Genomic DNA, 22293 nt, shown 5'->3' with positions numbered 1-22293 from the left:
CCGCGCGGCCCCGCCCTGCGCCGGCGGTCCGCCAAGGACCAGCACATGACCATGATCGTATTTGTGCTGCCCCTCGCGCTTCGCGATCCGCGCGGCATCGGGTGCCCCGATCTCGCGCAGCCTCATGAGCCGAGGCCGATGTCGGCCACCCTCACCGCGACACCCGCCGCGCGGAGATGGGCATGCACCGGCTTCTCCGAGTGGAAGGTCACAACGAGATCCGCCTCGAAGGGCCGCCGCGCGAGCGCCGCGCCGCTGTCGCAGTCGAAGCCGGTCGGCACATCCACGCTGAGGGTCCGGACCTCGGCCCCGGCACGGTCCCAGCGCGCCCGGGCGCGCCAGTAGGGCTCGAGCAGAGCGTCGCAGGGGCGCGTCTGCCCGATCCCGAGGAGCGCATCCACGACGAGGATCCGCCCGGCCTCCACCTCCGCAAGCGCGGCAAGCGGACGGCAGCTGCCGCCCTCGTCCCGCCAGCGCCGCGCATTCGTGCAGGCATCCGTGCCCTGCCGTGCGCGCACGGGTCCGGGCGGTCCGAGCTCGGGAAACACCGCCTCCCATCCCGGGGCGAAGACCTGAACCTGCCAGCCGCGCGCGGCCAGCAGACGCGCCACCACGAAACCGTCGCCCCCATTGTTGCCGGGCCCGCAGAGGATGGCGGCCAGCCGCGGTGCGGGCCAGTCCGGAACGGCCTCCGCCACCGCCTCGCCTGCGCGTTCCATCAGCTGCAAGCCGGTCGCCTGCCCGGCGGCCATCGCCGCATTCTCGATGGCGCGCATTTGGGCAGACGTGACAAGTTGTACCACTTCCGGGCCTGTTCGCTTCATATTCCGCTCATCTTTACGCCGCATTGCCCAAAAAACAGGCGCACCCCCGAGATTCCCCCCTCGAGATGGACAGCAGCGACCCTACCCAATTGTTCCCCCGGACGAGAAGTGGTCAGTGGCTTTCGGACAAGGCAAAGGGGGAGTCGAGCCGTGAAGAAGATCGAGGCGATCATCAAGCCGTTCAAGCTCGACGAAGTGAAAGAGGCGCTGCAGGCCGCAGGCGTGCAGGGACTTTCGGTGACCGAGGTGAAGGGCTTCGGCCGCCAGAAGGGCCACACCGAGCTTTACCGCGGAGCGGAATATGTCGTCGACTTCCTTCCGAAGGTGAAGATCGAGGTCGTCCTCGCGGACGATATGGTCGAGGCCGCGGTCGAAGCGATCGTCTCCGCCGCTCGCACCGACAAGATCGGCGACGGCAAGATCTTCATCAGCCCCGTCGAGCAGGCGATCCGCATCCGCACCGGCGAGACCGGCGAAGACGCGGTCTGACCCCGGACCCGCAGACGACCATGACGGGCCGGCACGGCAGACCTGGCCCTGCGACATCGATCCTTCAGCAAAGGGAAGACAATGAGCAAAGTAGCTGATGCTCTCAAACTGATGAAAGACGAGGAGGTCGAATATGTCGACATCCGCTTCACCGACCCGCGCGGCAAGCTCCAGCATGTGACGCTGGTGGCCGATCTCGTCGACGAGGACTTCTTCGAGGAAGGCTTCATGTTCGACGGCTCGTCCATCGCCGGCTGGAAGTCGATCGACCAGTCCGACATGAAGCTGATCCCGGATGCGGGCTCGGTCTACATCGACCCGTTCTACGCCGAGAAGACGCTCTGCGTGCATTGCAACGTCGTCGAGCCCGACACGGGCGAGGCCTACAGCCGCGACCCGCGCGGCACGGCCGTGAAGGCCGAGGCCTATCTGAAGGCGTCGGGCATCGGTGACGTGGCCTATTTCGGGCCGGAAGCCGAATTCTTCATCTTCGACGACGTGCGCTATTCGGTGACGCCGGCGAAGGTGGCCTACCAGATCGACGCCGATGCGGCGGCCTGGAACACCGACTCGGAATATGAGATGGGCAACCTCGCCCACCGCGCCGGCCACAAGGGCGGCTACTTCCCGGTGAACCCGATCGACGAGGCCCAGGATCTGCGCGGCGAGATGCTCTCGACCATGAAGCGCATGGGCATGAAGGTGGACAAGCACCACCACGAAGTGGCCACCTGCCAGCACGAACTCGGGCTGATCTTCGGCGGGCTCACCGAGCAGGCCGACAACATCCTGAAATACAAGTATGTCATCCACAACGTCGCGGCCGCCTACGGCAAGACCGTGACCTTCATGCCGAAGCCCATGAAGGGCGACAACGGCAGTGGCATGCATGTCAACATGTCGATCTGGAAGGACGGCAAGCCGCTCTTCGCGGGCGACAAATATGCCGACCTCAGCCAGGAAGCCCTGTGGTTCATCGGCGGCATCCTGAAGCACGCCAAGGCGCTGAACGCGCTGACGAACCCGGCCACCAACAGCTACAAGCGCCTGATCCCGGGCTTCGAGGCTCCGGTGCTGCGCGCCTATTCGGCCCGCAACCGCTCGGGCTGCGTCCGTATTCCGTGGACCGAGTCGCCGAAGGCCAAGCGCGTCGAAGCCCGTTTCCCCGACCCGTCGGCGAACCCCTATCTCGCCTTCGCGGCGCTCCTGATGGCCGGCCTCGACGGCATCAAGAACAAGATCGATCCGGGTCCGGCGTCGGACAAGGACCTCTACGATCTGCCGCCGGAAGAACTGGCCGCCATCCCGACCGTCTGCGGCTCGCTGCGCGAGGCGCTGGAGGAGCTGGAGAAGGACCACGACTTCCTGCTCGCCGGCGACGTGTTCACCAAGGACCAGCTCGAGGGCTACATGGCGCTCAAGTGGGAAGAGGTCTACGCCTACGAGCACACGCCGCACCCGGTGGAATATCAGATGTACTACAGCTGCTGATCGAAGCGGCGAGGGACAGGAAGGGCGCCTCCGGGCGCCCTTCTTCTTTGGCTTTCGGCTGGAAGATGGTGCGCCGCCGCCTGCCCCCCGGTCCTGAGCCGGATCACCGCGCCGGGGGAAGCGGACGCCCCCTCTCGGGGGCGGCAGCGGGCAGGCCCGTCAGGCCACCGCCTCGCCTTCGGCTTCGAAGTCGATCACGACCGTGGTGCCCTGGGCCGACGCGGGCTGCTCGACGGTTCCGCCAAGCTGATCCACCATCGCCCGCATCAGGCGGCGGCCGAGGCCCGTGCCGCGGATCTCGGAGAGCGGCGTCGAGCCGATCCCGTCGTCGGACACCGAAAGGCGGCCGCGGCCCTGCTCCGGCTCGGTCAGGGTGACGGTGAGGCTGCCTCCCGATCCGCAGGGCCAGGCATATTTGGCGGCATTGGTCACCAGTTCCGACACGACCACGCCGAGGCAGACCGCCCGGTCGGCGCTGACCTGCACCGGCTCGGTCGAGACGTCGAGCTTCACCCCAGGAGGCAGCGTCGCGGTGAAATCCGCCAGCATCGTGCGCAGATAGGTGCCGAGCTCGACCTCACGGCCCTCGTTGCCGAGATAGAGGCTGCGGTGGACGGCCGCGACCGCCCCGATCCGGCCCTGAGCCTCGGCCAGCGCGGTCTTCACCTCCTCCGAGCCCGAGGCCTGCGCCTGCAGCCGCAGGAGCGACTGGACCATGGCGAGACTGTTGGCCACCCGGTGATGCACCTCCGACAGGAGCATCTCGGCCCGCGCCCTTGCGGCACGGGTCTCGGCATCGGCGCGCGCCTTGGCCTCCTCCAGCTCGAGCTTGGCGATCGACTGCCGGATCGCGCGTTGCAGCAGCGGCAGGAAATCCTCGGTCGCGCTCTTGATGACGTAATCGTCGGCGCCGGCTTTCAGCGCCGCCACCGCGATGGTGGCATCGCTCGAGCCGGTGACATAGATCGCCGCGAGCTTGCTGCCCTCTGCCCGCATCCGGCCGAGGATCTCGAGCCCGGTGCCGCTGGGCAGATAGTGGTCGAGCACCACCGCCTGAAATTCCTCGGCCGCCAGCAGCCGGTAGGCCTCTGCCGCATCGAGCGCGTGGATCACCTCCATGTCGACCCGCGTCAGGGCCTTCTGGATCAGCCGCGCCAGAACCGGGTCATCGTCGACATAGAGGATCCGCGGCCGCTTCGGCGCGTCCTTCATGGAACCTGGATCACCGAGAAGAACAGGCCGAGCTGGCGAATGGCATTGGCGAAGCTCTCGTATTCCACGGGCTTCGTGATGTAGACGTTGGCTCCCAGATCGTAGCATCGCTTGATCTCGCGCTCGTCGTCGGTGGTGGTCAGGATCACGACCGGCAGGTGCTTGACGTTCGGATTGGTCTTGATCTTCTCGAGGATGTCGATGCCGGTCATGTCCGGCAGGTTCAGGTCGAGAAGAACGAGAAGATAGCGGTCCGCCATCCCGTTTCCAGTGCGGTCCGGCCCGAGGATATAATCGAGCGCGTCCCCGCCATTGACGAAGGGCACCACCTCGTTGTGCACACCGGCACGGCGGATGTTCTTCTCGATCAGGCGAGCGTGGCCCTCGTCATCCTCGACCATCACAATGGTCACTTCGCGCCCGAGCGCCTTCATGCCTTCACCTCATCCAGAACCCGGCGCAGATCCGTCGGCACATGCAGGGTGAAGGTCGCACCCTCGCCCTCAACCGACCTCAGGGTGATCTCGCCCCCGATATTTCGCATCAGCGTGCGGACATGCGCAAGGCCAATTCCTTCCCCGGGCTTGTCCTGCGCCCCCGACCGGCGGAACAGATCGAACACACGGCCGTGATCCTCGGCCCGGATGCCCCGCCCGTTGTCGGTCACCTCGATGGCCACCATCCGCCGCCCCTCGGGCCGGACCGACACCGAAAGCTTCAGCGGACGTCCCGGCTTGGAATATTTCACCGCATTGTCGAGCAGGTTCCCGAGCGCCTGTTCGAGAGACAGCCGGTCGGAGACGATGCGGTTCACCTTGACCGACAGGTCGGCCTCGCCGTCGGTTTCGGCGATCTGGTGCTGCACGCTGTCGAGCGACTGTCGCACCAGCGCCTCGAGATCCACGGGCACCGGGCGCAGCTCGCGCCGCCCGTCGCGCGAGATCTTCAGGATCGCGTTGATGAGCCCATCCATCTTGCGCGTGGAAGAGCGGATGAATTCGAGCGCCTCGGGCAGGTCCTCGGCGGCGGCGGTGCGCGCGTCGCGGATGTCGCTCTCGCTGACCGGGGCGCCATCGGCCAGCACATAGGCCTGCAGCGGCTTCAGCGCGGCCTCGAGTTCGCTGGTGAAGCCCATGATGTTCACCAGCGGCGCGCGCAGGTCGTGGGTCACGATATAGGCAAAGCGCTGCACCTCCTGGTTGGCCGCGATCAGATCGACGGTGCGCTGCTCGACACGCTCCTCGAGGGTCGCGTTCAGCCGCCGCATGTCCTCCTCCGCGCGGCGCAGCGCGGCGATCTGGCGCCGGAGCACCAGCACCGCCGCCCCGATCAGCAGAAGCGCCGCGACGCCGCCCACCGCCGACAGGACCTGGAGGCGCTCGTTCAGCCTGTGCTGGACGTCGATGGCCTGGACGTTGCGGGCGTCGGAGCCGTCGATGATCTGGGTGAGAAGCTCGCGGATCCGATCCATGGCCGCGCGTCCCTCGCCCCGGGCCACGATGGCCCGGCCGGCTTCCACCGCCCCGGCCTGCGCCTGGGTGATCGTCTCGGCCGCGATCTCGAGCCTGCGGCGGACGAGATCGGACAGCTCATGGCCTCCGCCGATACCGGCGCTGGCCTCGGTCCTCTCCAGAGCCGTCAGTTCGGGCTGAACCCGCGCCAACGCCTCCCCATAGGGTTCGAGAAAGGCAGGATCGAGCGTGATGAGGTAGCCGCGCTGGCCGATCTCGATGTCCTGCAGCGCAGAGAGCAGATCCGCCGCGTGGCGCCGGGTCGCGCGCTCCTCGACGATGGCCTGAAAGGTGCGGTCCGCCCGGATGCTGATGTAGGTGGCGGAGGTCGCCAGAAGGGCGATGAGCACCGCGCCGAGAAGAAACAGCCAGGTGGTCGTGTCGCGTCCTATCCTGATCGTCAATTGAAAGGTCCTGCCAGTAAACTATGTCGCATCAAGCCTAGTGCGCCGGGCCCCGCTGCCAATGGGCGGAGGAGGAAGTTGCCCGACCGTGTCTCACACGCCGCATTTGCAGGCGATCGCCCTCCGCGCGAGGGGTTTTCCGTTCATAGTTTACCGGATTCGTCAATGTGACAAAAGCGCGCATGACTTGGGAACCTTTTGGCCCATCTAATCTTTGACGAGTCGCGGTGCGGCCCAAGTTGGGCAGACCCGATTTCCCCACCGGCCCCCTTGGGGGCCGTGGCGGTCCTTGTGCGATGGAAGTGAAAGGAACAGTTATGACCGTCAATACCGTGGATGTCTCGGCCGGCCAGGCGCAGCAGGTGCTGCGGGAGGGCTGGGCCGCACAGCGCGCGGGAGCCCTCACCACCTCCTGGATGCTGCACGGCCGCCCCGGCGTCGGCAAGACCGAGATCGTCCGCCAGCTTGCAGCCGAGCAGGGCGCCCGCTTCTACGATCTGCGACTCACCACCATCGAGAGCCAGGACCTGCGCGGCCTGCCCTACTACGACCATGAGACGAAGAAGACCCAGTGGTATCGGCCGGAAGATCTGCCCGACGATCCCGACCGCCCGTCCCTCCTGTTCCTCGACGAGCTGACGGCGGCCCCGCCGCACCTCCATCCGGCCGTCTACGGCCTGCTTCTCGAGCGGCGCGTGGGCCCGCATATCCTGCCCGACAATGTCTTCCTCGTCGCCGCCGGCAACATGGTCGAGGACGGGGCGGTGGCCTACGAGATGGGCACCGCCCTCTCGGACCGGCTGATCCATCTGCAGGTGCGCGCCACCGCGTCGGACTGGCTGGAAAGCTATGCCGTTCCGCGCACGCTCCATCCCGCGGTGCTGGCCTTCATCCGGATGCGGCCCGACCTTCTCGAGACCACGGCCGAAGCCCTGGACCGCGGGCTGATGATCTCCACCACTCCGCGCAGCTGGGAGCGCGTGAGCCGGATCATGGGCGCCGTGCAGAACCGCGCCCTGCGCCGGATCATGGTCGCCGGAACGGTGGGTGAGGCCGTCGCGGCCGAATTCATGCTGGTGGCCGACGACATCGAGGCCTCGGTCTCGGTCGAGCGGCTGCTGAACGCCGCCCCGCACGAGCGGATCATGCTCTATCCGGAATCGATGCACGGGCTTCATGCGCTGATCTACGGGCTGGTGGGCGCGCTCGGCCCCACCACGGCCGCGCCGGTGATCGACGTCATGGCCGGGATCCGCACGCTCGACGTGCACCGCAGCGACGCGAGTTTCGCCCGGATGCCGCTGGCCGAGCTCTGCACCCACGGGTTCGAGATGGCCATCCGCCGCGGGCTGGAGCAGGGCCTTGCCGAGGACTTCCTCGGCCATCCGGCCTATGCCGCCTATGCGAGCGAACGGCAGGCGATGGGCCTCGAATGACGCCCCGCCATTCCCGCCGCGCCGGAGCGGCCCTGCGACGCCTCTCGGAAGAGGATCCGGCGCTCGGCGCGCTGTCTCTCTGGTGCGCCCACCGCGACAGCGACGACCGCGATCAGGCCGCCTGGACGGACGGGCGGTCGATCTTCTACGGCCCGGGCTTCGAGGCGCTGGCGCCGCACGAGCAGGTGGGCCTCGCCGCGCATCAGGTGCTGCATCTGGCGCTGCGCCACGGGCCGCGCGCGCAGGAAATGCGCTCGCGCTTCGGCGACCGCTACGACGACGAGCTGTTCAACATCGCCTGCGATGCGATCCTGAACCAGACCCTGGTCGAGGCGGGCCATTGCATCCCCCGCCCGGCGGTGCTGCTTCCCGACCTGCTGAAGGCGGCCCTGCCCGACGAGACAAGGACCAGCCAGTGGGACGCCGAGGCGCTCTACATCCGGCTCGGGACGGATGCCTCGCGCCCCGGCAAGGGCAAGGGCGGCGGCGACGGCAAGGGGCGCGGTTCGGACACGTCCGAGAGCAAGCGCCCCGATCCCGCAGAGGCTGCCAAGCAGTTCGCCAGGCAGAAGGGATTCAGCGGGGATCTCGAACCCTGCCCCGGCCCGGTCGAGGGCGAGGAGGATGTCTCTCCCGATGCGGCCGACTGGCAGGACCGGATCACCCGCGCCATGGAGGCGGGCCGCTCCGCCGGGCGGGGCATCGGCACGCTGTCCCACAAGCTGCTCGACCTGCCGCAAACGGGGCTGCCGCACTGGGAGAGACTGCTGCGCCGGCTGATCTCGAAGGCGGTGACGCAGGTGCCCCGACCGGACTGGGGCGTGCCCGCCCGACGCTGGCTCGCCGCCGACAGTGCCGCGCGCGCCGAAGGGCACTTTCAACCGGCCTTCCAGCCCGCCCGCCGCGCCGACCGCGCGCGGGCGCGCGTAGCCGTGGCGCTCGACACCTCCACCTCCATCGACGATGCGCGGCTGTCGCTCTTTGCCGCGCAGGTGGCGGGCATCGGGCGCCGCACCGGCGCCGAGGTTCATGTGCTGGCGTTCGACACGGTGGTGACCGGCCACACAAGGATGCAGGGCATGGCCTGGGAGAGCGAGATCCAGCGGGTGACCTTCGCCCGCGGCGGCGGGACCGACTTCGGCCCGGTGATCCGCAGCGCGCTGGAGCTCGACCCTTCGGTGATCGTGATGCTGACCGATCTCGACGGACCCTGCGGCCCCGCGCCCAAGGTGCCGGTGATCTGGGCGGTGCCTCAGGACGAGGCGCCGAAGCCGCCCTTCGGCAAGGTTATCAGCCTCGCGCGCTGACAAGGCGCCCGCCAGGAGGCCCACCGCCATCTGCCCTGCAAAGGGCGGACAAGCGGGACATTGGGCGATGACCGGCAGGCAGCCGGTATCGCTCGAACGGGCTTCGGCGAAAAACCTTTTCTCCCAATGCGACGACCGCTCGACGAAAAAGGCGCCCGTCGAGGGCGCCCGAGATGGTCCGCAGGAGCAGGGGTCAGGCCCGCGCCACAGCCTTCGCCATGGCCGCGAGCCGCGCGTGCGCCGACACGCTGGAGGCTTCGAGGGACACTTCCCGCATCGGCTTCTTCTCGACGAGATTGACGCGCAGAAGCGCCGCTTCCCCCAGGCCCTCGGCGAAGAGGGTCTCGCGGATCATGTGCTGTTCCTCGGCCGTCAGGTCCAGAACCCGCCCGTCCGGCCCGCCCTGCACCGAGATCAGCGTGATCGGCGGCAGGCGCGCCAGCGAGGATTGCTCCACCACCAGCGTGAGCCGCCCGGCGAGGATGCCCCGCCCGGCCGCGATCTTCGTCAGCACCGTCCGGCCGCGCAGCCGCAGGAGATCGAGCACCCGGGCCACCTGGTCCTCGTCGCCGCTCCGCGCCCGCACGGGCACCAGATTGCCTTCCGCGAACAGCATCAGGAACAAGAGGATCGGCGACAGGGCGAGCGATGCGGTCACCAGATCGGGCGCCACCAGAACCGCAGCCGGGATCGGCGCCACCGCCGTGCCGTTGCGCAGCATCGCCGACTCTGCCGCCATGCGCCAGAAGGCCGAGGAGAACAGCAGCCGCCGCGGCAGAGGCCGCTGCGGGGCCGCGAAGCGGCCGGGGAAGCGGCGCGCCTTCAGGGTTCTGCGATTGAAGATGGTAGACGGAGCAAGAACGAGAATCATGGGACCACCTGCCTTTTGCCGACAATGCCAGGATGGCGGCCGGGTTCCCTATCGTCAGCGAAATCCGAAAGTATTTCGCTGCAATTGGACGAAAAGGCAGGCAGGCGCGCGCGGCGGTTCCCCCGGCGCGCGCGCCCCATGAGGCGCCGCTAGCTCCGGCCGCGGGTCTCGAACCGCGGCAGCATCGCCGAGAAGTCGCGCCCGCGCCCGCCCTCCGCTTCCACGAAGGTCTCGTAGAGCTGGGCTGCGAGCCGTCCCATCGGCGTGTCGGCATCCGCATCCTCGGCCGCCTGCTGCGACAGCCGCAGGTCCTTGAGCATGAGCTCGGCGGCGAAACCGGGCTTGTAGCCATTGTCGGCGGGGCTGGTCGGCCCCACCCCCGGCGCCGGGCAATAGGCGTTCATCGACCAGCTGTAGCCCGAAGAGGTCGAGACCACGTCGAACATCTTCTGCCGGTCAAGGCCCAGCTTGTCGGCCAGGGCGAAGGCCTCGCAGGTGGCGATCATGGTGACGCCGAGGATCATGTTGTTGCAGATCTTGGCCGCCTGCCCTGCGCCCGGGCCGCCGCAATGGACGGCCTTCTGCCCCATGATCTCGAAGAGCGGCCGGACGGTCGCGAAGGCCGCGTCGCTGCCGCCGACCATGAAGGTCAGGGTGCCCGCCGCCGCCCCGCCGACCCCGCCCGAGACCGGCGCATCGAGCGCGCCGAGGCCGGCCGCCTGGGCCTCCGCCGCCACCGCCCGCGCGCTTTCCACATCGACGGTCGAGCAGTCGCAGAGCACGGCCCCGGCCGCCATGGCGGGCACGATCTCCTGCGCCACCTGGCGCAGGATCGCGCCGTTGGGCAGCATCGTGACCACGACCTCGGCGCCGGCCACGGCCTCCGTGGCGGAGGTCGCCGCCTGCACGCCCTCGGGCGCGGGGGCGGCCGGATCGAAGCCCTTCACCTCGCGGCCGGCCGCGGCGAGGTTGCGCGCCATCGGCCCGCCCCTGTTGCCCAACCCGATGAATGCGATTTTCATTTGCTCTCCTCCTCGAATGTGAGCGCCTGCGGCCCGAGCGGCGCCAGCACGGACGCCACCTCCTCCGGCCGCACCGCCTCCGGGCCTGCGTGCCGCCAGCGGGGCTTGCGGTCCTTGTCGATGATCGCCGCGCGGATCCCTTCGAGGAAGTCGGCCTGCCCCTGCGCGCGGTAGGTGAAACGATATTCCAGATCCAGCGCCTCGCGAATGCCGGCCGAGGGTCCGAGCCGCCGCAGGATCTCCAGCGTGGCGGCCAGCGCCAAGGGCGAGCTGCGGCGCAGGGCCTTCAGAGCCTCGGCGGCAAGCGGCGTGTCCGTGGCCTCGAGCCGGGCGAGGATCTCCGGAAGCGTGCCCGCAAAGAGCCGGTCGATCTCGCCCTGAAGCGCGGGCAAGCGCCCCTCGGGCGCCGCACGATCGGGAAGGGTGAGATCTCCGCCCTCGAGCGCGGCGATCAGGCCGGGCCAGTCCGCCTCGGGCACGAACCGGTCGGCGAAGCCTGCGAGGATCGCGTCGCCCGGTCCCATCCGCGCGCCTGTCAGGCCGAGCCAGACCCCGATCCGGCCCGGCGCGCGCGCCAGAAGATGCGTGCCCCCCACGTCCGGCACGAGGCCGATGGCGCATTCCGGCATGGCGATCTGGCTCGTCTCGCCCACGATCCGGTGGCGCGCGTGACAGCCGAGGCCCACGCCGCCGCCCATGGTGAAGCCCTGCATGAGGCTCACGATCGGCTTCGGATAGGCGGCGATCCGGGCGTTCATCCGATATTCGACGCGCCAGAAATCCTGACCGAAGGCATGATCGCCCGCCGCGCCGCGGCCATGAAGCTCGGCGATGTCGCCGCCCGCGCAGAAGGCGCGCGGCCCCTCGGCATCGATGACCACCAGCTCGACCCCGGGATCGCCGATCCAGCCCCGGAGGGCCGCATCGATCTCCTGCACCATCGCACAGGTCAGCGCATTGAGCGCGGCAGGCCGGCTCAGCGTGATGCGGCCTGCGCGGTTCACCTTGCGGATCAGCACGTCGCTCATGCGGCCCCCAGGGCGCGGGCCACGATCACCCGCATGATCTCGTTGGTGCCTTCGAGAATTTGGTGCACGCGCAGGTCGCGCACGATCTTCTCGATGCCGTAATCGGCAAGGTAGCCGTAGCCCCCATGCAGCTGGAGGCACTGGTTGGCCACCTCGAAGGCCGAATCCGTCACGGCGAGTTTCGCCATGGCGCAGAACTTGGTGGCGTCGGGGGCGCCCTGATCCAGCTTCCAGGCCGCCTGGCGCAGGAAGATCCGCGCCTGCTGGAGCTTCACCTCCATCTCGGCCAGCCGGAACTGGAGCGCCTGAAACCCGTCGAGCCGCTGTCCGAAGGCGCGTCGTTCCGCCATATAGGCGCGGGTCGCGTCGAAGGCTGCCTGCGCGCCGCCCAATGCGGTGGCCGCGATATTGAGCCGCCCGCCGTCGAGCCCTGCCATCGCATAGGCAAAGCCCCGGCCCTCCTCGCCGACCAGAAGATCCGCCGGCACGAGGCATGCGTCGAACTGCACCTGCCGCGTCTCCTGCGCGCGCCAGCCCATCTTGTCCTCGAGCCCGCCGAAGCTGAGACCCGCGGTTCCCGCCGGCACGAGGAGCGTCGAGATGCCCTTCGGCCCCGCGCCGCCGGTGCGGCACATGGTGAGATAGGCGTCCGAATAGCCGCCGCCGGAGATGAAGGCCTTGGTCCCGCTCAGCCGGTAGCCTTCGGGGGCGACTTCGGCGCGGGTGCGCAGCGCCGCCGCATCCGATCCGGCTCCGGGCTCGGTCAGGCAGTAGGAGACGAGCGTGGTGAGCGAGCAGATGCCCGGCAGCCAGCGCGCCTTCAGCGCCTCCGAGCCGTAGCGGTCGATCATGCCCGCGCACATATTGTGGATCGACAGGAACGCCGCAACCGACGGGCAGGCCATGGCGAGCGCCTCGAAGACGAGCGTCGCATCGAGCCGCCCGAGCCCGGATCCTCCATGATCTTCCGAGACATAGACCCCGCCCAGGCCCAGCTCTGCCACCTTGGGCCAGAGCGTGCGGGGGATCGCCCCCGCCTCTTCCCATGCCCGCGCATGGGGGGCGATCTCCTCGGCCCCGAATGCGCGCGCCATGTCGAAGATCGCCTGCTGCTCCTCGCTCAGCGCGAAATCCATCCTGCCTCCCCTCCTGTCCCCGGACGCGAGGTTATCAGCCGCCGGTCCCGTGTAAAGCGAGCAGGACGCAACGTAATCCGGCGGCGGTCAGGGAAGGATCAGGGAAGGCGGAGCCGGTGCCGGGGCGCGCGCCTCAGTTGGCGTAGCAGCGGGACCCGCGGCCGAAGCCTGCGGGAGAGCAGATCCAGGAGCCGTTGCCGATCTGGCGCCGGGTGCGGACGCCCTCGCTTCGGACGGAGGCCCGCGTCACCGCGGGCGGCGCCAGCCAGTTGAAGGTGCCGGCGCTCTGGGTGTGGACCGTGCCGCGGCTCGCCGAGGCGCGGGCGGTGTCGTTCGAGGCTTCCGTGATCTGCGGCACGGACAGGAGCAGCGTCACGCCCAGTCCGGCGAAGAGTCTGCGAGCAGGCACCATGATCGGATCTCCTTCGCTTGACACGAAGGAAATCGGTCAGGTTGAGGAAATTTCAACCTTCACAACCGAGGATCATCGTGCCGGTATCTTATCACTACCGGCAGTTCTGGGCGCCGATCACGCCCGCAGATGGGCCTGAAGATGGCCTCTTTCGGGCGGGTCGTCTCGAATGGATACAATCGGACGGTCAGGATGTCGCAGCTGCGGCTAGTCCGTGACCCGGAACTCGAGCCTCCAGTCCGGCAGGCCGAAACCGTGCGGCCAGGCATAAACCTCCTTCTGATCGTAATAGACGACGCCCACGAGGTTCGGGTAGCTGCCCTCGGGCTGGCGCAGGGCTTGGTCCCACGACGCGACATAATCGGCGCTGCCCGACATGCCGAGCTCGGCCACGACGACCGGCTTGCCGAACTGCGCGGCGCGCTGATACCGCGGGCCCAGCACCTCGGTGTAGCTGCGGTCGCGGCCCACCTCGAACCGGTCGTTCGCCTGCAGGCCGAAGACCGAGATCCCCACCAGATCCACATAGTCGTCGCCCGGATAATAGGCCTCGAGCCCCTCCTCGCCGGCGGGCGACCACATGACGCGCACGTTCGGCGCCGAGGCGCGGCAGATGTCGGTCATGTGCCGGAAGGCCGAGATGTAATCCTCGGGATCCCAGCCCGACCAGATGAACTGGCCGTCGCTGTTCTCCATCTCATGGGCCCAGCGCAGCGTGACCGGGCTCCGGAGCGTCGCCAGCACGTCGCACACCGCCTTCATGTTGGCGTCATAGGCGCCGCGGCGGATGCCCTCGCGCAGGGCCTCGGCCGTGTTGCGTTCCGAGCGCGTCCAGGTCCAGGGCTCGAGGGTCACGATCAGCGCGCGGTTGCGGGCGCGCGCATAGCCGTCGGCATCGACCAGCGAGGGCAGATAGACGTCTTCCCACGGAAGGAAGAGATGCTCGATCACCAGATCGCCATCGTCGCGATAGTCGCCGCCCGGATCGTAGGCGCCGTACGGCAGGTCGCCGGGCGGCGCCGCCAGCGCCCCCGAGACAGCGCCGCAGAGGCCGATCGCCGCCCCGAGGGCCGCACTGCGCAGGATCTGCCTTCCCGTCCGCTTCATGCTCGTCTTCCTCCTACCCCTGCCCCCCGAAGAGGGGGCCGCTGTTCCAGTCCGGCGCGAAGCGGAACCGCACCTGCGGCACCGTCCCGCTGCCCGCGCCCGACACGACATATTCCGCCCGCGTGATCCGCAGCGGCTCGAGCCCGAAGGCCAGCGCCGCAAGGCTCTCCGTTCCCCGGCTGAGCCCGCCCGCGATCACCAGCGCGAAGAGGGCCGCCACCGCCGTGCCCTGCAGCGCGAGATCCCCCAGCTGATCGCGCCAGAAGGCGCCGATCTGCCGCAGATGGTGCCAGACCATCACAAGGACGAGGCTGCCGTAGAGAACGGCGTTCAGCAGCGTGAGCAAGAGGAAGCCCCGCGCCTCGGCCAGCTCGTCGGCCAGAAACACCGGCAGCACGCAGCCCGTGGCCAGCGCCACATAGATCGCGACGATCTTGGGCGGGATGCGGCGGCTTGCCGCCGAGCCCTTCGGCGTGATGCGGAAATCGACGAAACGTCCGGTCACGCGGTCGCGCACCGCCATGGCGCAGCCCCAGAGCACCCACGGCCATTGCAGCGCCAGAAACAGCGCCTTCTCCCACGAGAAGACGGGCGCATCGATGGGCCGGCAGAAGCCGTCGTGCCGCAGGAGCCAGGCGAAGGCTGTGAGGGCCGTCACCGCAGGCAGCGCATGGAAGATGAAGCCCGGATAGGTGACATCGGCGAAGCGCATGTCGAAGAGGAGCGCCAGCGCCGGCGCCACATACATCATCAGCATGACCAGCGCGAAGAGCGGGTACCAGAGCTGGCAGACGATGAAGAGGAACTTCAGCCGCCCCGGCAGCCGGCCCAGATAGCGCGGCGTGTGCGACAAAAGCAGCGTGAGCAGGCTGCGCGACCACTGGAATTCCTGCGTGGCAAGGTCGGCCACATTGGCGGGCCCGTCGCCATAGGCAATCGCGTCGATGGCATGAACGCCGCGCCAGCCGCCCGCGGCCAGCAGCATCGAGGTCGAATGATCCTCGGCGAGTTCCGGCCCGAGGCCGCCCACCTCGCGGAGCGCCCGCGTCCGCACCGCATAATGCGAGCCGATGCACATGGGCGTCAGCGCCCCGGCATAGCCGGTCTGGAAGGCGCCGTGGAAGGCCGCCTCGGTGTGCAGCCGCGTGCGGGCAGCCCAGCTTTCGGGGGCATTGGCCGCGCAGATGCTGGGGGCGCTGACATAGCCCACCTTCGGATCGGCGAAGGGGCGCAGGATCTCGCGCAGGTAGCCCGGCTGGGGCATGTGGTCCGCGTCGAGCTGCGAGACGATATCATAGTCCCGGTAGCCCCAGTGGTCGTAGAAGAAGGCGAGGTTGCCCTCCTTGCAGCGCGTGCGCCGCGGCCAGACCGGCCGGTGATAGTCCGCGCGGCCCTTCCGGCACGAGATCCTCACCCCATGCGCCGCGCACCAGGCGGCGGTCTCGGGCGAGGGATCCTCGTCGGCAAGCCAGGTGTCGTGGGGATAATCCTGCGCCAGCATCGCCTCGAGCGTGCGGCGGACCACCTCGAACGGCTCGGAAGGGGTCTTGGTCACGATCATGGCCACGCGCCAGCGGCCGGGCACCGGATCGGGCGCGGCGGAGCGTTGCGACTGGAACAGGATCACGACGAAATAGAGCTGCAGCGCGCTCAGCCACAGGAGCGGGATGGTGACGAGGAGGAACCCGCCCCAGCCGATGAAATGGGCAGGATCGAGCCACCAGGACCAGAAGAAGACGAGGCCCGCCGCCCAGAGAGCCGTCACCGCCGCATAGCGCGCCCGTTGCCGTCCGGTCATCAGCGGCGCGCTGAAGGGGGCGGCGGTCGCTGCGACCCTCCGGCGGGCCTGCCGTTTCAGCCGGGCGCGGGCGCGCCGCGCATCATGCCGCTTCGACACGGGCGGGCTCCAGTCCGAACCGGGGCGCGGCATGGCGCACGATGGATGCGATGTCGGAGATCCGGGTGCGGAAGCCGAGTTCGGCCGCCGCCAGCGCGGGGTCGGCCACCAGCTCTGCCGGATCGCCCGGGCGCCGCGCCTCGAGCCGGACCGGCACCGCGCGCCCCGTGATCCGCTCGATCGCGGCCACGATCTCGCGCACCGACTGGCCGCGGCCCGTGCCGAGGTTCACGGCAAGGCTCTCGCCGCCCGCCATCAGCCGACCCAGCGCCAGCACATGGGCCCGGGCCAGATCCGCCACATGGATATAGTCGCGGATGCAGGTGCCGTCGGGCGTCGGATAGTCGGTGCCGAAGATCGCGAGCGGCCCGTCCTGCCCCGAGGCCGCGCGCAGCGCGAGCGGCAGAAGGTGCGTCTCGGGATCGTGCCGTTCGCCGAGCTCGCCCTCCGGGTCGGCGCCGGCCGCGTTGAAGTAGCGCAAGGCCACATGGCGCATCCCCTCGACAGCGAGATCGCGCAGGATCTCCTCGCCGATCAGCTTGGTGCGGCCATAGGGATTGATCGGCCGCTGCGGCGTCGTCTCGCGGATCGGCAGCCGGTCGGGCGTCCCGTAGGTCGCGCAGCTCGAGGAGAAGACGATGCGCGAGACGCCCGCGGCGCGGCAGCCCTGCACGAGGCCGATCATGCCGCCCACATTGTTGTCGTAATATTTCGCCGGGTCCGCCATGGACTCGCCCACATAGGCCGAAGCCGCGAAATGGATCACCGCCCGGGCATCGTGGGCGCGCAGCGCGGCCTCGACGGCCCGCGGGTCGCGCACGTCTCCCTGCACCAGCGGGCCGAAGCGCACGGCATCGGCATGGCCAGTCGAGAGATTGTCGAAGCTCACCGGGCGATAGCCCGCGCGCCGCAGCGCCTTGCAGGTGTGCGAGCCGATGAAGCCCGCGCCACCCGTCACCAGGATCGTGTCAGGCATGGTCCAGCAGAGCCTCGCGCGCCCGGGCGACCTGAGGCTCGCCCGCGAAATGCCGGATGGTCCGGGCGATGCCTTCGGCCAGCGGCACCGTCGGCGCCCAGCCGAGAAGCCGCGCCGCCTGCGAGATGTCGGGCCGGCGCTGGCGCGGATCGTCGACCGGCAGCGGCCGATGGACCAGCCGCGAGGGAGAGCCGGTCTGGGCCAGCACCATCTCGGCCAGCTCGCGCATCGTGAACTCGCCCGGATTGCCGAGATTGACCGGCTCGCTCACCTCCGACGCCATCAGCGCCATCAGCCCGGCCACGAGATCGTCCACATAGCAGAAGGAGCGGGTCTGCATCCCGTCGCCATAGAGGGTGATGTCGCTGCGGGTCAGCGCCTGAACGATGAAGTTCGACACGACCCGGCCATCCTCGGGGCTCATCCGCGGCCCGTAGGTGTTGAAGATCCGCGCGATCCGCACCTCGAGGCCCTGATGGGCCCCGAACTCCCAGAACAAGGTCTCGGCCGCGCGCTTGCCCTCGTCGTAGCAGGCCCGCGGACCCACCGTATTGACGCAGCCGCGGTAGCCCTCGTGCTGGGGCGAGATCTCGGGATCGCCATAGACCTCGGAGGTCGAGGCCTGCAGGATGCGCGCCCCCGTGGCGCGCGCCAGCGCCAGCAGGTTCAGCACACCCTCGGTGCAGGTGCGGAACGTATGGATCGGGTCCCGCTGGTAAAGCGGCGGAGAGGCCGCACAGGCGAGGTTGTAGATCTCGTCCAGCGGCCCCTGCCAGTCGATCCGGCTCAGGATGTCCTGTTCGAGGAAGCGGAACTGGGGATGGTCGAGCAGCCCTGCCACATTCTGTTTGCGGCCGGTCAGGAGATTGTCGAGACAGACGACCGAATGGCCCTCGGCAATCAGCCGCTCGCAGAGATGAGAGCCCACAAATCCGGCTCCTCCCGTAACGAGAATGACCTTCCGGCGGCGGAAACGAGGCGCAAAAGAATCACGACCGGTCACATCGACCGGAATAAGGCTTCCGTCCATTTACGAAACTCCGATCGGGCACGCCCGGCGCAATAACCGGTCGTGATGCCACCGCGGCATCTGCTTCACTGTTCAAGCCCTCTCGATGCTGTTCTTGTGTCGAGGTGCAGCGTCTTTCGGGGCGTCGTCCACTTACTTTCGAATTTCACCCCATTCTTAAGAATGTGCTTATTTTCTGTCAACAAGCAGCCCCTAGCCCAATTAGACAGGTCCGCCTGCTAACGAGATTTATTCCCTATCCCTTTTTACATCTCAGGTTGATCCGTTTTTGCTAATTGATCCCGCCGATAGAAAATTCGATGTCAGCGCGGTAAAATGACCGTCGACTCGGCCTCGTTAGCCCCCGGATTGGAAACGGGAATCTTCCATTCCTGAAACAGTGCCGCGAGAAGATGGGCCCCCGGCCGTCCCCGCGCCGCTGCCCGTGGGATGCGGCCACGGCCGCCCGGCGCCGGACCGCGGTGCTTCGTCGCAGCCCGCGAGCGGACCCGAGGCCCACGTCTCGCGGATCCGAGGCCAAGGGGCAGCCGCTGCGAGATCGATCCATACCGTAGCCTCGCAAGGCGCTTGCCGGACCGGGGTCGCGGCGGCCCCGCGCACCGACCGGCTCCCTCGCGTCGGGGTCCTCCACGGACCAGCCAGAAACCGCACGGCCCTTGGGCAAACCCGGCTAGCCCACGCCGATTTTTGCGGCGGCCCTGCCGGGGCACGGCCCGCGCCGCCCAGCCGCGCTTCGCCCGAACTTCTCGCGATGGTCACGCACCGATGGCGCGGGCCTGCGCCCGAAGCAATTGACTTCCCGGAAGTCGCCCCCGTAGCCTCGTCCTGCTCCGTCCGGACCGGACGGGGCCATGTCTGCGGGACGGAACCCGCATGAGATCAACAGGGGAGAATTCAGTGAGGCGCATCATCCTTCTGTCCACGGCCCTGGCAGGCTTCGCCCTGCCCGCTGCGGCGGACCAGATTGCCGTCCTCGGCTGGGGCGGGGCCTATACGACCAGCCAGATCGAGGCCTACCACAAGCCGTTCACGGCGAAGACCGGCGTGGGCGTGGTGTCTGTCGACACCGACAACCCGGCCACGCCGATCAAGGCGCAGGTCGAATCGGGCAATGTCACCACCGACGTGGCCAGCGTCGAATATGCCGATGCCGTCCGGCTCTGCGATGAGGGACTGCTCGAGGAGATCGATCCGGCCATCCTGCCGGCCGGGCCCGACGGCACCCCCGCCGAAGAGGATTTCCTGCCCGGCTCGCTCGCCGATTGCTTCGTGGCGACGGACGTCTTCTCGACCGTGCTGGCCTATGACGCCTCGAAGTTCGCCGATGGGGCGGCCCCCGCCAAGCTCGCCGATTTCTTCGATCTGGAGAAGTTCCCGGGCAAGCGCGGGATGCGCAAGTCGGCCAAGGTGAACCTCGAAATGGCGCTCCTCGCCGATGGCGTGCCGGCGGCCGAGGTCTATGACATGCTGCGCACCGACGAAGGCGTGGAGCGCGCCTTCAAGAAACTCGATTCGATCAAGAGCCAGATCGTCTGGTGGGAAGCCGGCGCCCAGCCGCCGCAGCTGCTGGCGGATGGCGAGGTGGCCATGACCATCGCCTACAACGGCCGGATCTTCAACGCCGCCATCACCGAGAACAAGCCGTTCGAGATCGTCTGGGACGGGCAGGTCTACGAGGTCGAAGGCTGGGTGATCCCGAAGGGCGCGCCGAACCTCGAGCTCGCCAAGGATTTCGTGGCCTTCTCGACCAGCGCCGAGCCGCTGGCCAAGGCCGCGGAATGGATCAGCTACGGCCCGCCGCGCAAATCCTCGGCGCCGCTCGTCGGCACCTTCATGGACGGCAAGACCGAGATGGCGCCGCACCTGCCCACGAGCCCCGAGAACATGACGAATGCGCTCGCTTCGGACTACGAGTTCTGGGTCGATCACGACACCGAGCTGAACGAGCGTTTCAACGCCTGGCTCGCCGGCTGACACGCGCCCGCCCGGGCTTCGGTCCGGGCGGCCTTCCCCTTGCGCAAAGGTCGCACCTCCGGCTCCTTGACCCTCGATCGCGGGAGGGGTCGAATGCCTGTGCGGAGGAGTGCAGCATGGAACAGGAAGACCTCAGGACATCCTACGTCCTCGCCTGGGTCACCGCCCAGGACAAGCTCGAATTCGACCGGCATTATCCCGATGGCAGCCCGCTCGAATTCCCGACCGAAGAGGCGGCCCTCGCCGCCATTCCGCCCGAGGCCACGCGCCTCGTGCTGAAATCGGTCACGCGCCACCGCTGCGATTGAGCCACGCGGACTCTGCATATCGGGCATGAGGACGAACCGTCCTTCCCGCCGGCCGGGACGGCGGCACCTGCCTCACCGCGCCCGGTTGGCCCGTGCCAGCAGCGCCACCGCCGCAAGCCCCACCAGCATGACGAGAAGCGCCGCCGGCGCCGCCTCGCCCAGCCGCTCGAGGCTCGCCTGTTCGTGGGCGCGGGTGGCGAGCGTGTTGTAGTTGAAGGGCCGCAGGAGCAGCGTCGCGGGCAGCTCCTTCACGCAGTCGACGAAGACCACGAGCAACGCGGTCGCGACCGAGCCGCGCATCAGCGGCAGATAGACCGAGGCCAGCACCGAGCCCGGCCTGCGCCCGAGCGACCGCGCCGCCATCGGCAGGCTGGGCGAGATCCGCCCGAAGGCCGAATCCACCGCGCCCTGCGCCACGCCGAAGAAGCGCACCATATAGGCCAGCACCAGCGCCGCCGCCGTGCCCGTCAGCAGGAGCCCCGGATCGTGCCCGGTCAGCGCCGCCATCGCATCCGCGATCCGGTGGTCGAGGGCCGCCAGCGGGATCAGAAGCCCCAAGGCCAGCACCGCCCCCGGCGCGGCATAGCCCAGAAGCGTGAGCGGCAGCACGAGCCGCGGCAGGCCCCGGCCGGCAAGCCGCACCCCGTAGACGAGAAAGAGCGCGGCCCCCACCGTCAGGATCGCGGCACTCCCGCCCACGGTCAGCGTGTTGCCGAGCGCCTTCAGAAGGCCCGGCGAGGTCCAGGCGTCGGGCTTGCGCAGCGCGTGGTTCAGCATCACCGCGACCGGCAGCAGGAAGCCCGTGACGACCGGCAGGAGACAGAAGCCGCAGGCGATCCAGCCGCGCCCCCGGGTGAGCGTCAGGGGCTGGATAGGGCGCGCGCCGCGCGACATGCGGTGGAAGCGTGCGTTCCGCCGCCCCACCCGCTCGAGGGCGACGAGAAGGAAGATCAGCACCAGCACCACGCCCGAGATCTGCGCCGCACCGCCGGCGTTGCCGGCTGTCAACCAGACCGAAAAGATGCCGGTCGTCAGCGTCTGGACCCCGAAATGCTCGACCGTGCCGAAGTCGGCCACCGTCTCCATCATCGCAAGCGCCACCCCCGCCGCGATGGCGGGACGGGCGAGCGGCAGGCCCACCCGCAGGAAGAGCCCCCACGGCCCCTTGCCCAGCGCCCGCGCCACCTCGTAGGAAGCGCCCGACTGCTCGCGAAAGGCCGCGCGCGCCAGCAGATAGACATAAGGATAGAGCGCCGAGGACAGCACGAGGATCGCCGCCCCGCGCGAGCGGACCTCGGGGAACCAGTAGTCGCGCGCCGATTGCCAGCCCATGAAACCGCGCAGAGCCGTCTGCAGGGCGCCGGAATAATCGAGGAAATCCGCCAGCGCATAGGCGCCGATATAGGCCGGGATCGCGAGCGGAAACAGCAGCGCATGATCGAGGATCCGCGCCCCCGGAAAGCGGTACATGGTCACGAGCCAGGCCGCCCCCGTCCCCACCATGGCGGTCAGCGCCGCAACGCCCCCCATCAGCACGAGCGTGTTCGTCAGGTAACGCGGCAGCACCGACGAGAGCAGATGCGGCCAGATGTTCTCGACCGGGTGGAAGGCGATCCAGATCACCGAGACGATCGGCATGAGGACGAGCGCCGCGATGGCGATCGCGCCCAGCGACCAGCCGTCGGGGCGCGGCAGACGCAGCCCCGCCCGTGCGGCAGGCAGATCGGTCCGATGGGGGTCCAGCATCCCTGCCCCTTAGCGGAATGCGGTTTTGCTGTCCAGAAAGCCGGCGCTCCGGATCGGCATGCAGGCCCCGGACAGGGACCCGCAGCGGAGATGGCCCGCCTCGCCGTGCGGG

20 protein-coding genes are annotated in these 22293 nt (G+C 68.8%); 6 read left to right on the top strand and 14 right to left on the bottom strand.

What is annotated here, in order from left to right; all coding sequences use genetic code 11:
• Positions 1-122: 122 nt before the first annotated feature.
• Positions 123-824 (bottom strand): NAD(P)H-hydrate epimerase, encoded by a 702-nt coding sequence (locus A9O63_RS08320; protein WP_084295707.1) that lies wholly within the window; start codon positions 822-824, stop codon positions 123-125.
• A 150-nt stretch (positions 825-974) separates the two neighbouring features.
• Between A9O63_RS08320 and A9O63_RS08315 the strand changes: the two genes are divergently transcribed.
• Positions 975-1313, top strand: coding sequence for a P-II family nitrogen regulator (locus tag A9O63_RS08315; protein WP_002720289.1), 339 nt, complete (start codon positions 975-977; stop codon positions 1311-1313).
• An 81-nt stretch (positions 1314-1394) separates the two neighbouring features.
• A complete protein-coding gene (glnA, locus tag A9O63_RS08310) occupies positions 1395-2804 on the top strand; it encodes a type I glutamate--ammonia ligase (protein ID WP_002720290.1) in 1410 nt (469 codons plus the stop codon).
• Between the two features lie 159 nt (positions 2805-2963).
• Here the strand turns inward: glnA and A9O63_RS08305 are convergent, their stop codons facing one another.
• The 3 genes from A9O63_RS08305 to A9O63_RS08295 are packed head-to-tail and all read right to left on the bottom strand — an operon-like array spanning position 2964 to position 5931.
• Complete coding sequence (locus A9O63_RS08305) at positions 2964-4016, bottom strand: sensor histidine kinase (protein ID WP_069331502.1); 1053 nt, start codon at positions 4014-4016, stop codon at positions 2964-2966.
• Complete coding sequence (locus A9O63_RS08300) at positions 4013-4450, bottom strand: response regulator (protein WP_002720292.1); 438 nt, start codon at positions 4448-4450, stop codon at positions 4013-4015. Before A9O63_RS08300 ends, A9O63_RS08305 begins: the two co-directional genes overlap by 4 nt.
• Positions 4447-5931, bottom strand: coding sequence for a sensor histidine kinase (locus A9O63_RS08295; protein WP_069331501.1), 1485 nt, complete (start codon positions 5929-5931; stop codon positions 4447-4449). Before A9O63_RS08295 ends, A9O63_RS08300 begins: the two co-directional genes overlap by 4 nt.
• Before the next feature lie 317 nt (positions 5932-6248).
• On the opposite strand from A9O63_RS08295, the gene A9O63_RS08290 reads away from it, so the two are divergent.
• Positions 6249-7367: an ATP-binding protein gene (locus A9O63_RS08290; RefSeq protein WP_069331500.1), complete on the top strand. Its 1119-nt coding sequence runs from the start codon at positions 6249-6251 to the stop codon at positions 7365-7367.
• Entirely contained in the window at positions 7364-8674 is a 1311-nt protein-coding gene (locus A9O63_RS08285; RefSeq protein WP_069331499.1) for a vWA domain-containing protein, read from the top strand. The genes A9O63_RS08290 and A9O63_RS08285 overlap by 4 nt, the downstream gene beginning before the upstream one ends.
• Positions 8675-8867: 193 nt before the next feature.
• On the opposite strand, the gene A9O63_RS08280 is transcribed toward A9O63_RS08285, so the two are convergent.
• From A9O63_RS08280 to A9O63_RS08240, 9 genes are all read right to left on the bottom strand, one after another.
• The gene (locus A9O63_RS08280; protein WP_069331498.1) at positions 8868-9545 is read right to left on the bottom strand and encodes a hypothetical protein; all 678 of its coding nucleotides are present in this window, start codon (positions 9543-9545) and stop codon (positions 8868-8870) included.
• Positions 9546-9694: 149 nt separating this feature from the next.
• A complete protein-coding gene (mmsB, locus tag A9O63_RS08275) occupies positions 9695-10567 on the bottom strand; it encodes a 3-hydroxyisobutyrate dehydrogenase (RefSeq protein WP_069331497.1) in 873 nt (290 codons plus the stop codon).
• Entirely contained in the window at positions 10564-11595 is a 1032-nt protein-coding gene (locus tag A9O63_RS08270; protein WP_069331496.1) for an enoyl-CoA hydratase/isomerase family protein, read from the bottom strand. The genes mmsB and A9O63_RS08270 overlap by 4 nt, the downstream gene beginning before the upstream one ends.
• Positions 11592-12731: an acyl-CoA dehydrogenase family protein gene (locus A9O63_RS08265; protein WP_069331495.1), complete on the bottom strand. Its 1140-nt coding sequence runs from the start codon at positions 12729-12731 to the stop codon at positions 11592-11594. Before A9O63_RS08265 ends, A9O63_RS08270 begins: the two co-directional genes overlap by 4 nt.
• 133 nt (positions 12732-12864) lie before the next feature.
• Entirely contained in the window at positions 12865-13143 is a 279-nt protein-coding gene (locus tag A9O63_RS08260; RefSeq protein ID WP_069331494.1) for a hypothetical protein, read from the bottom strand.
• Positions 13144-13350: 207 nt separating this feature from the next.
• Positions 13351-14250, bottom strand: coding sequence for a glycoside hydrolase family 26 protein (locus A9O63_RS08255; RefSeq protein WP_069331493.1), 900 nt, complete (start codon positions 14248-14250; stop codon positions 13351-13353).
• 13 nt (positions 14251-14263) lie between these two features.
• On the bottom strand, positions 14264-16147 hold the full coding sequence (locus tag A9O63_RS08250; protein WP_069331506.1) for a glycosyltransferase family 2 protein: 1884 nt from the start codon (positions 16145-16147) through the stop codon (positions 14264-14266).
• Positions 16131-17123 carry a UDP-glucose 4-epimerase GalE gene (gene galE / locus A9O63_RS08245; protein ID WP_069331492.1) on the bottom strand — a complete coding sequence of 331 codons (993 nt, stop codon included), beginning with the start codon at positions 17121-17123 and terminating at the stop codon, positions 16131-16133. Before galE ends, A9O63_RS08250 begins: the two co-directional genes overlap by 17 nt.
• Complete coding sequence (locus A9O63_RS08240) at positions 17116-18153, bottom strand: UDP-glucuronic acid decarboxylase family protein (RefSeq protein ID WP_069331491.1); 1038 nt, start codon at positions 18151-18153, stop codon at positions 17116-17118. Before A9O63_RS08240 ends, galE begins: the two co-directional genes overlap by 8 nt.
• An 873-nt stretch (positions 18154-19026) precedes the next feature.
• On the opposite strand from A9O63_RS08240, the gene A9O63_RS08235 reads away from it, so the two are divergent.
• Together A9O63_RS08235 and A9O63_RS08230 are read left to right on the top strand one after the other, a co-directional pair.
• Positions 19027-20127 (top strand): ABC transporter substrate-binding protein, encoded by a 1101-nt coding sequence (locus A9O63_RS08235; protein ID WP_041669547.1) that lies wholly within the window; start codon positions 19027-19029, stop codon positions 20125-20127.
• Between the two features lie 116 nt (positions 20128-20243).
• Positions 20244-20435: a hypothetical protein gene (locus tag A9O63_RS08230; protein ID WP_009566229.1), complete on the top strand. Its 192-nt coding sequence runs from the start codon at positions 20244-20246 to the stop codon at positions 20433-20435.
• Positions 20436-20507: 72 nt separating this feature from the next.
• On the opposite strand, the gene A9O63_RS08225 is transcribed toward A9O63_RS08230, so the two are convergent.
• The gene (locus A9O63_RS08225) at positions 20508-22181 is read right to left on the bottom strand and encodes an ABC transporter permease (RefSeq protein WP_069331490.1); all 1674 of its coding nucleotides are present in this window, start codon (positions 22179-22181) and stop codon (positions 20508-20510) included.
• Positions 22182-22293: the final 112 nt, after the last annotated feature.

Source organism: Cereibacter johrii, assembly GCF_001720585.1.
GTDB classification, from domain to species: domain Bacteria; phylum Pseudomonadota; class Alphaproteobacteria; order Rhodobacterales; family Rhodobacteraceae; genus Cereibacter_A; species Cereibacter_A johrii.
The sequence above is the reverse complement of the archived record's forward strand: the minus strand, read 5'-3'. Positions and strand labels throughout refer to the sequence as shown.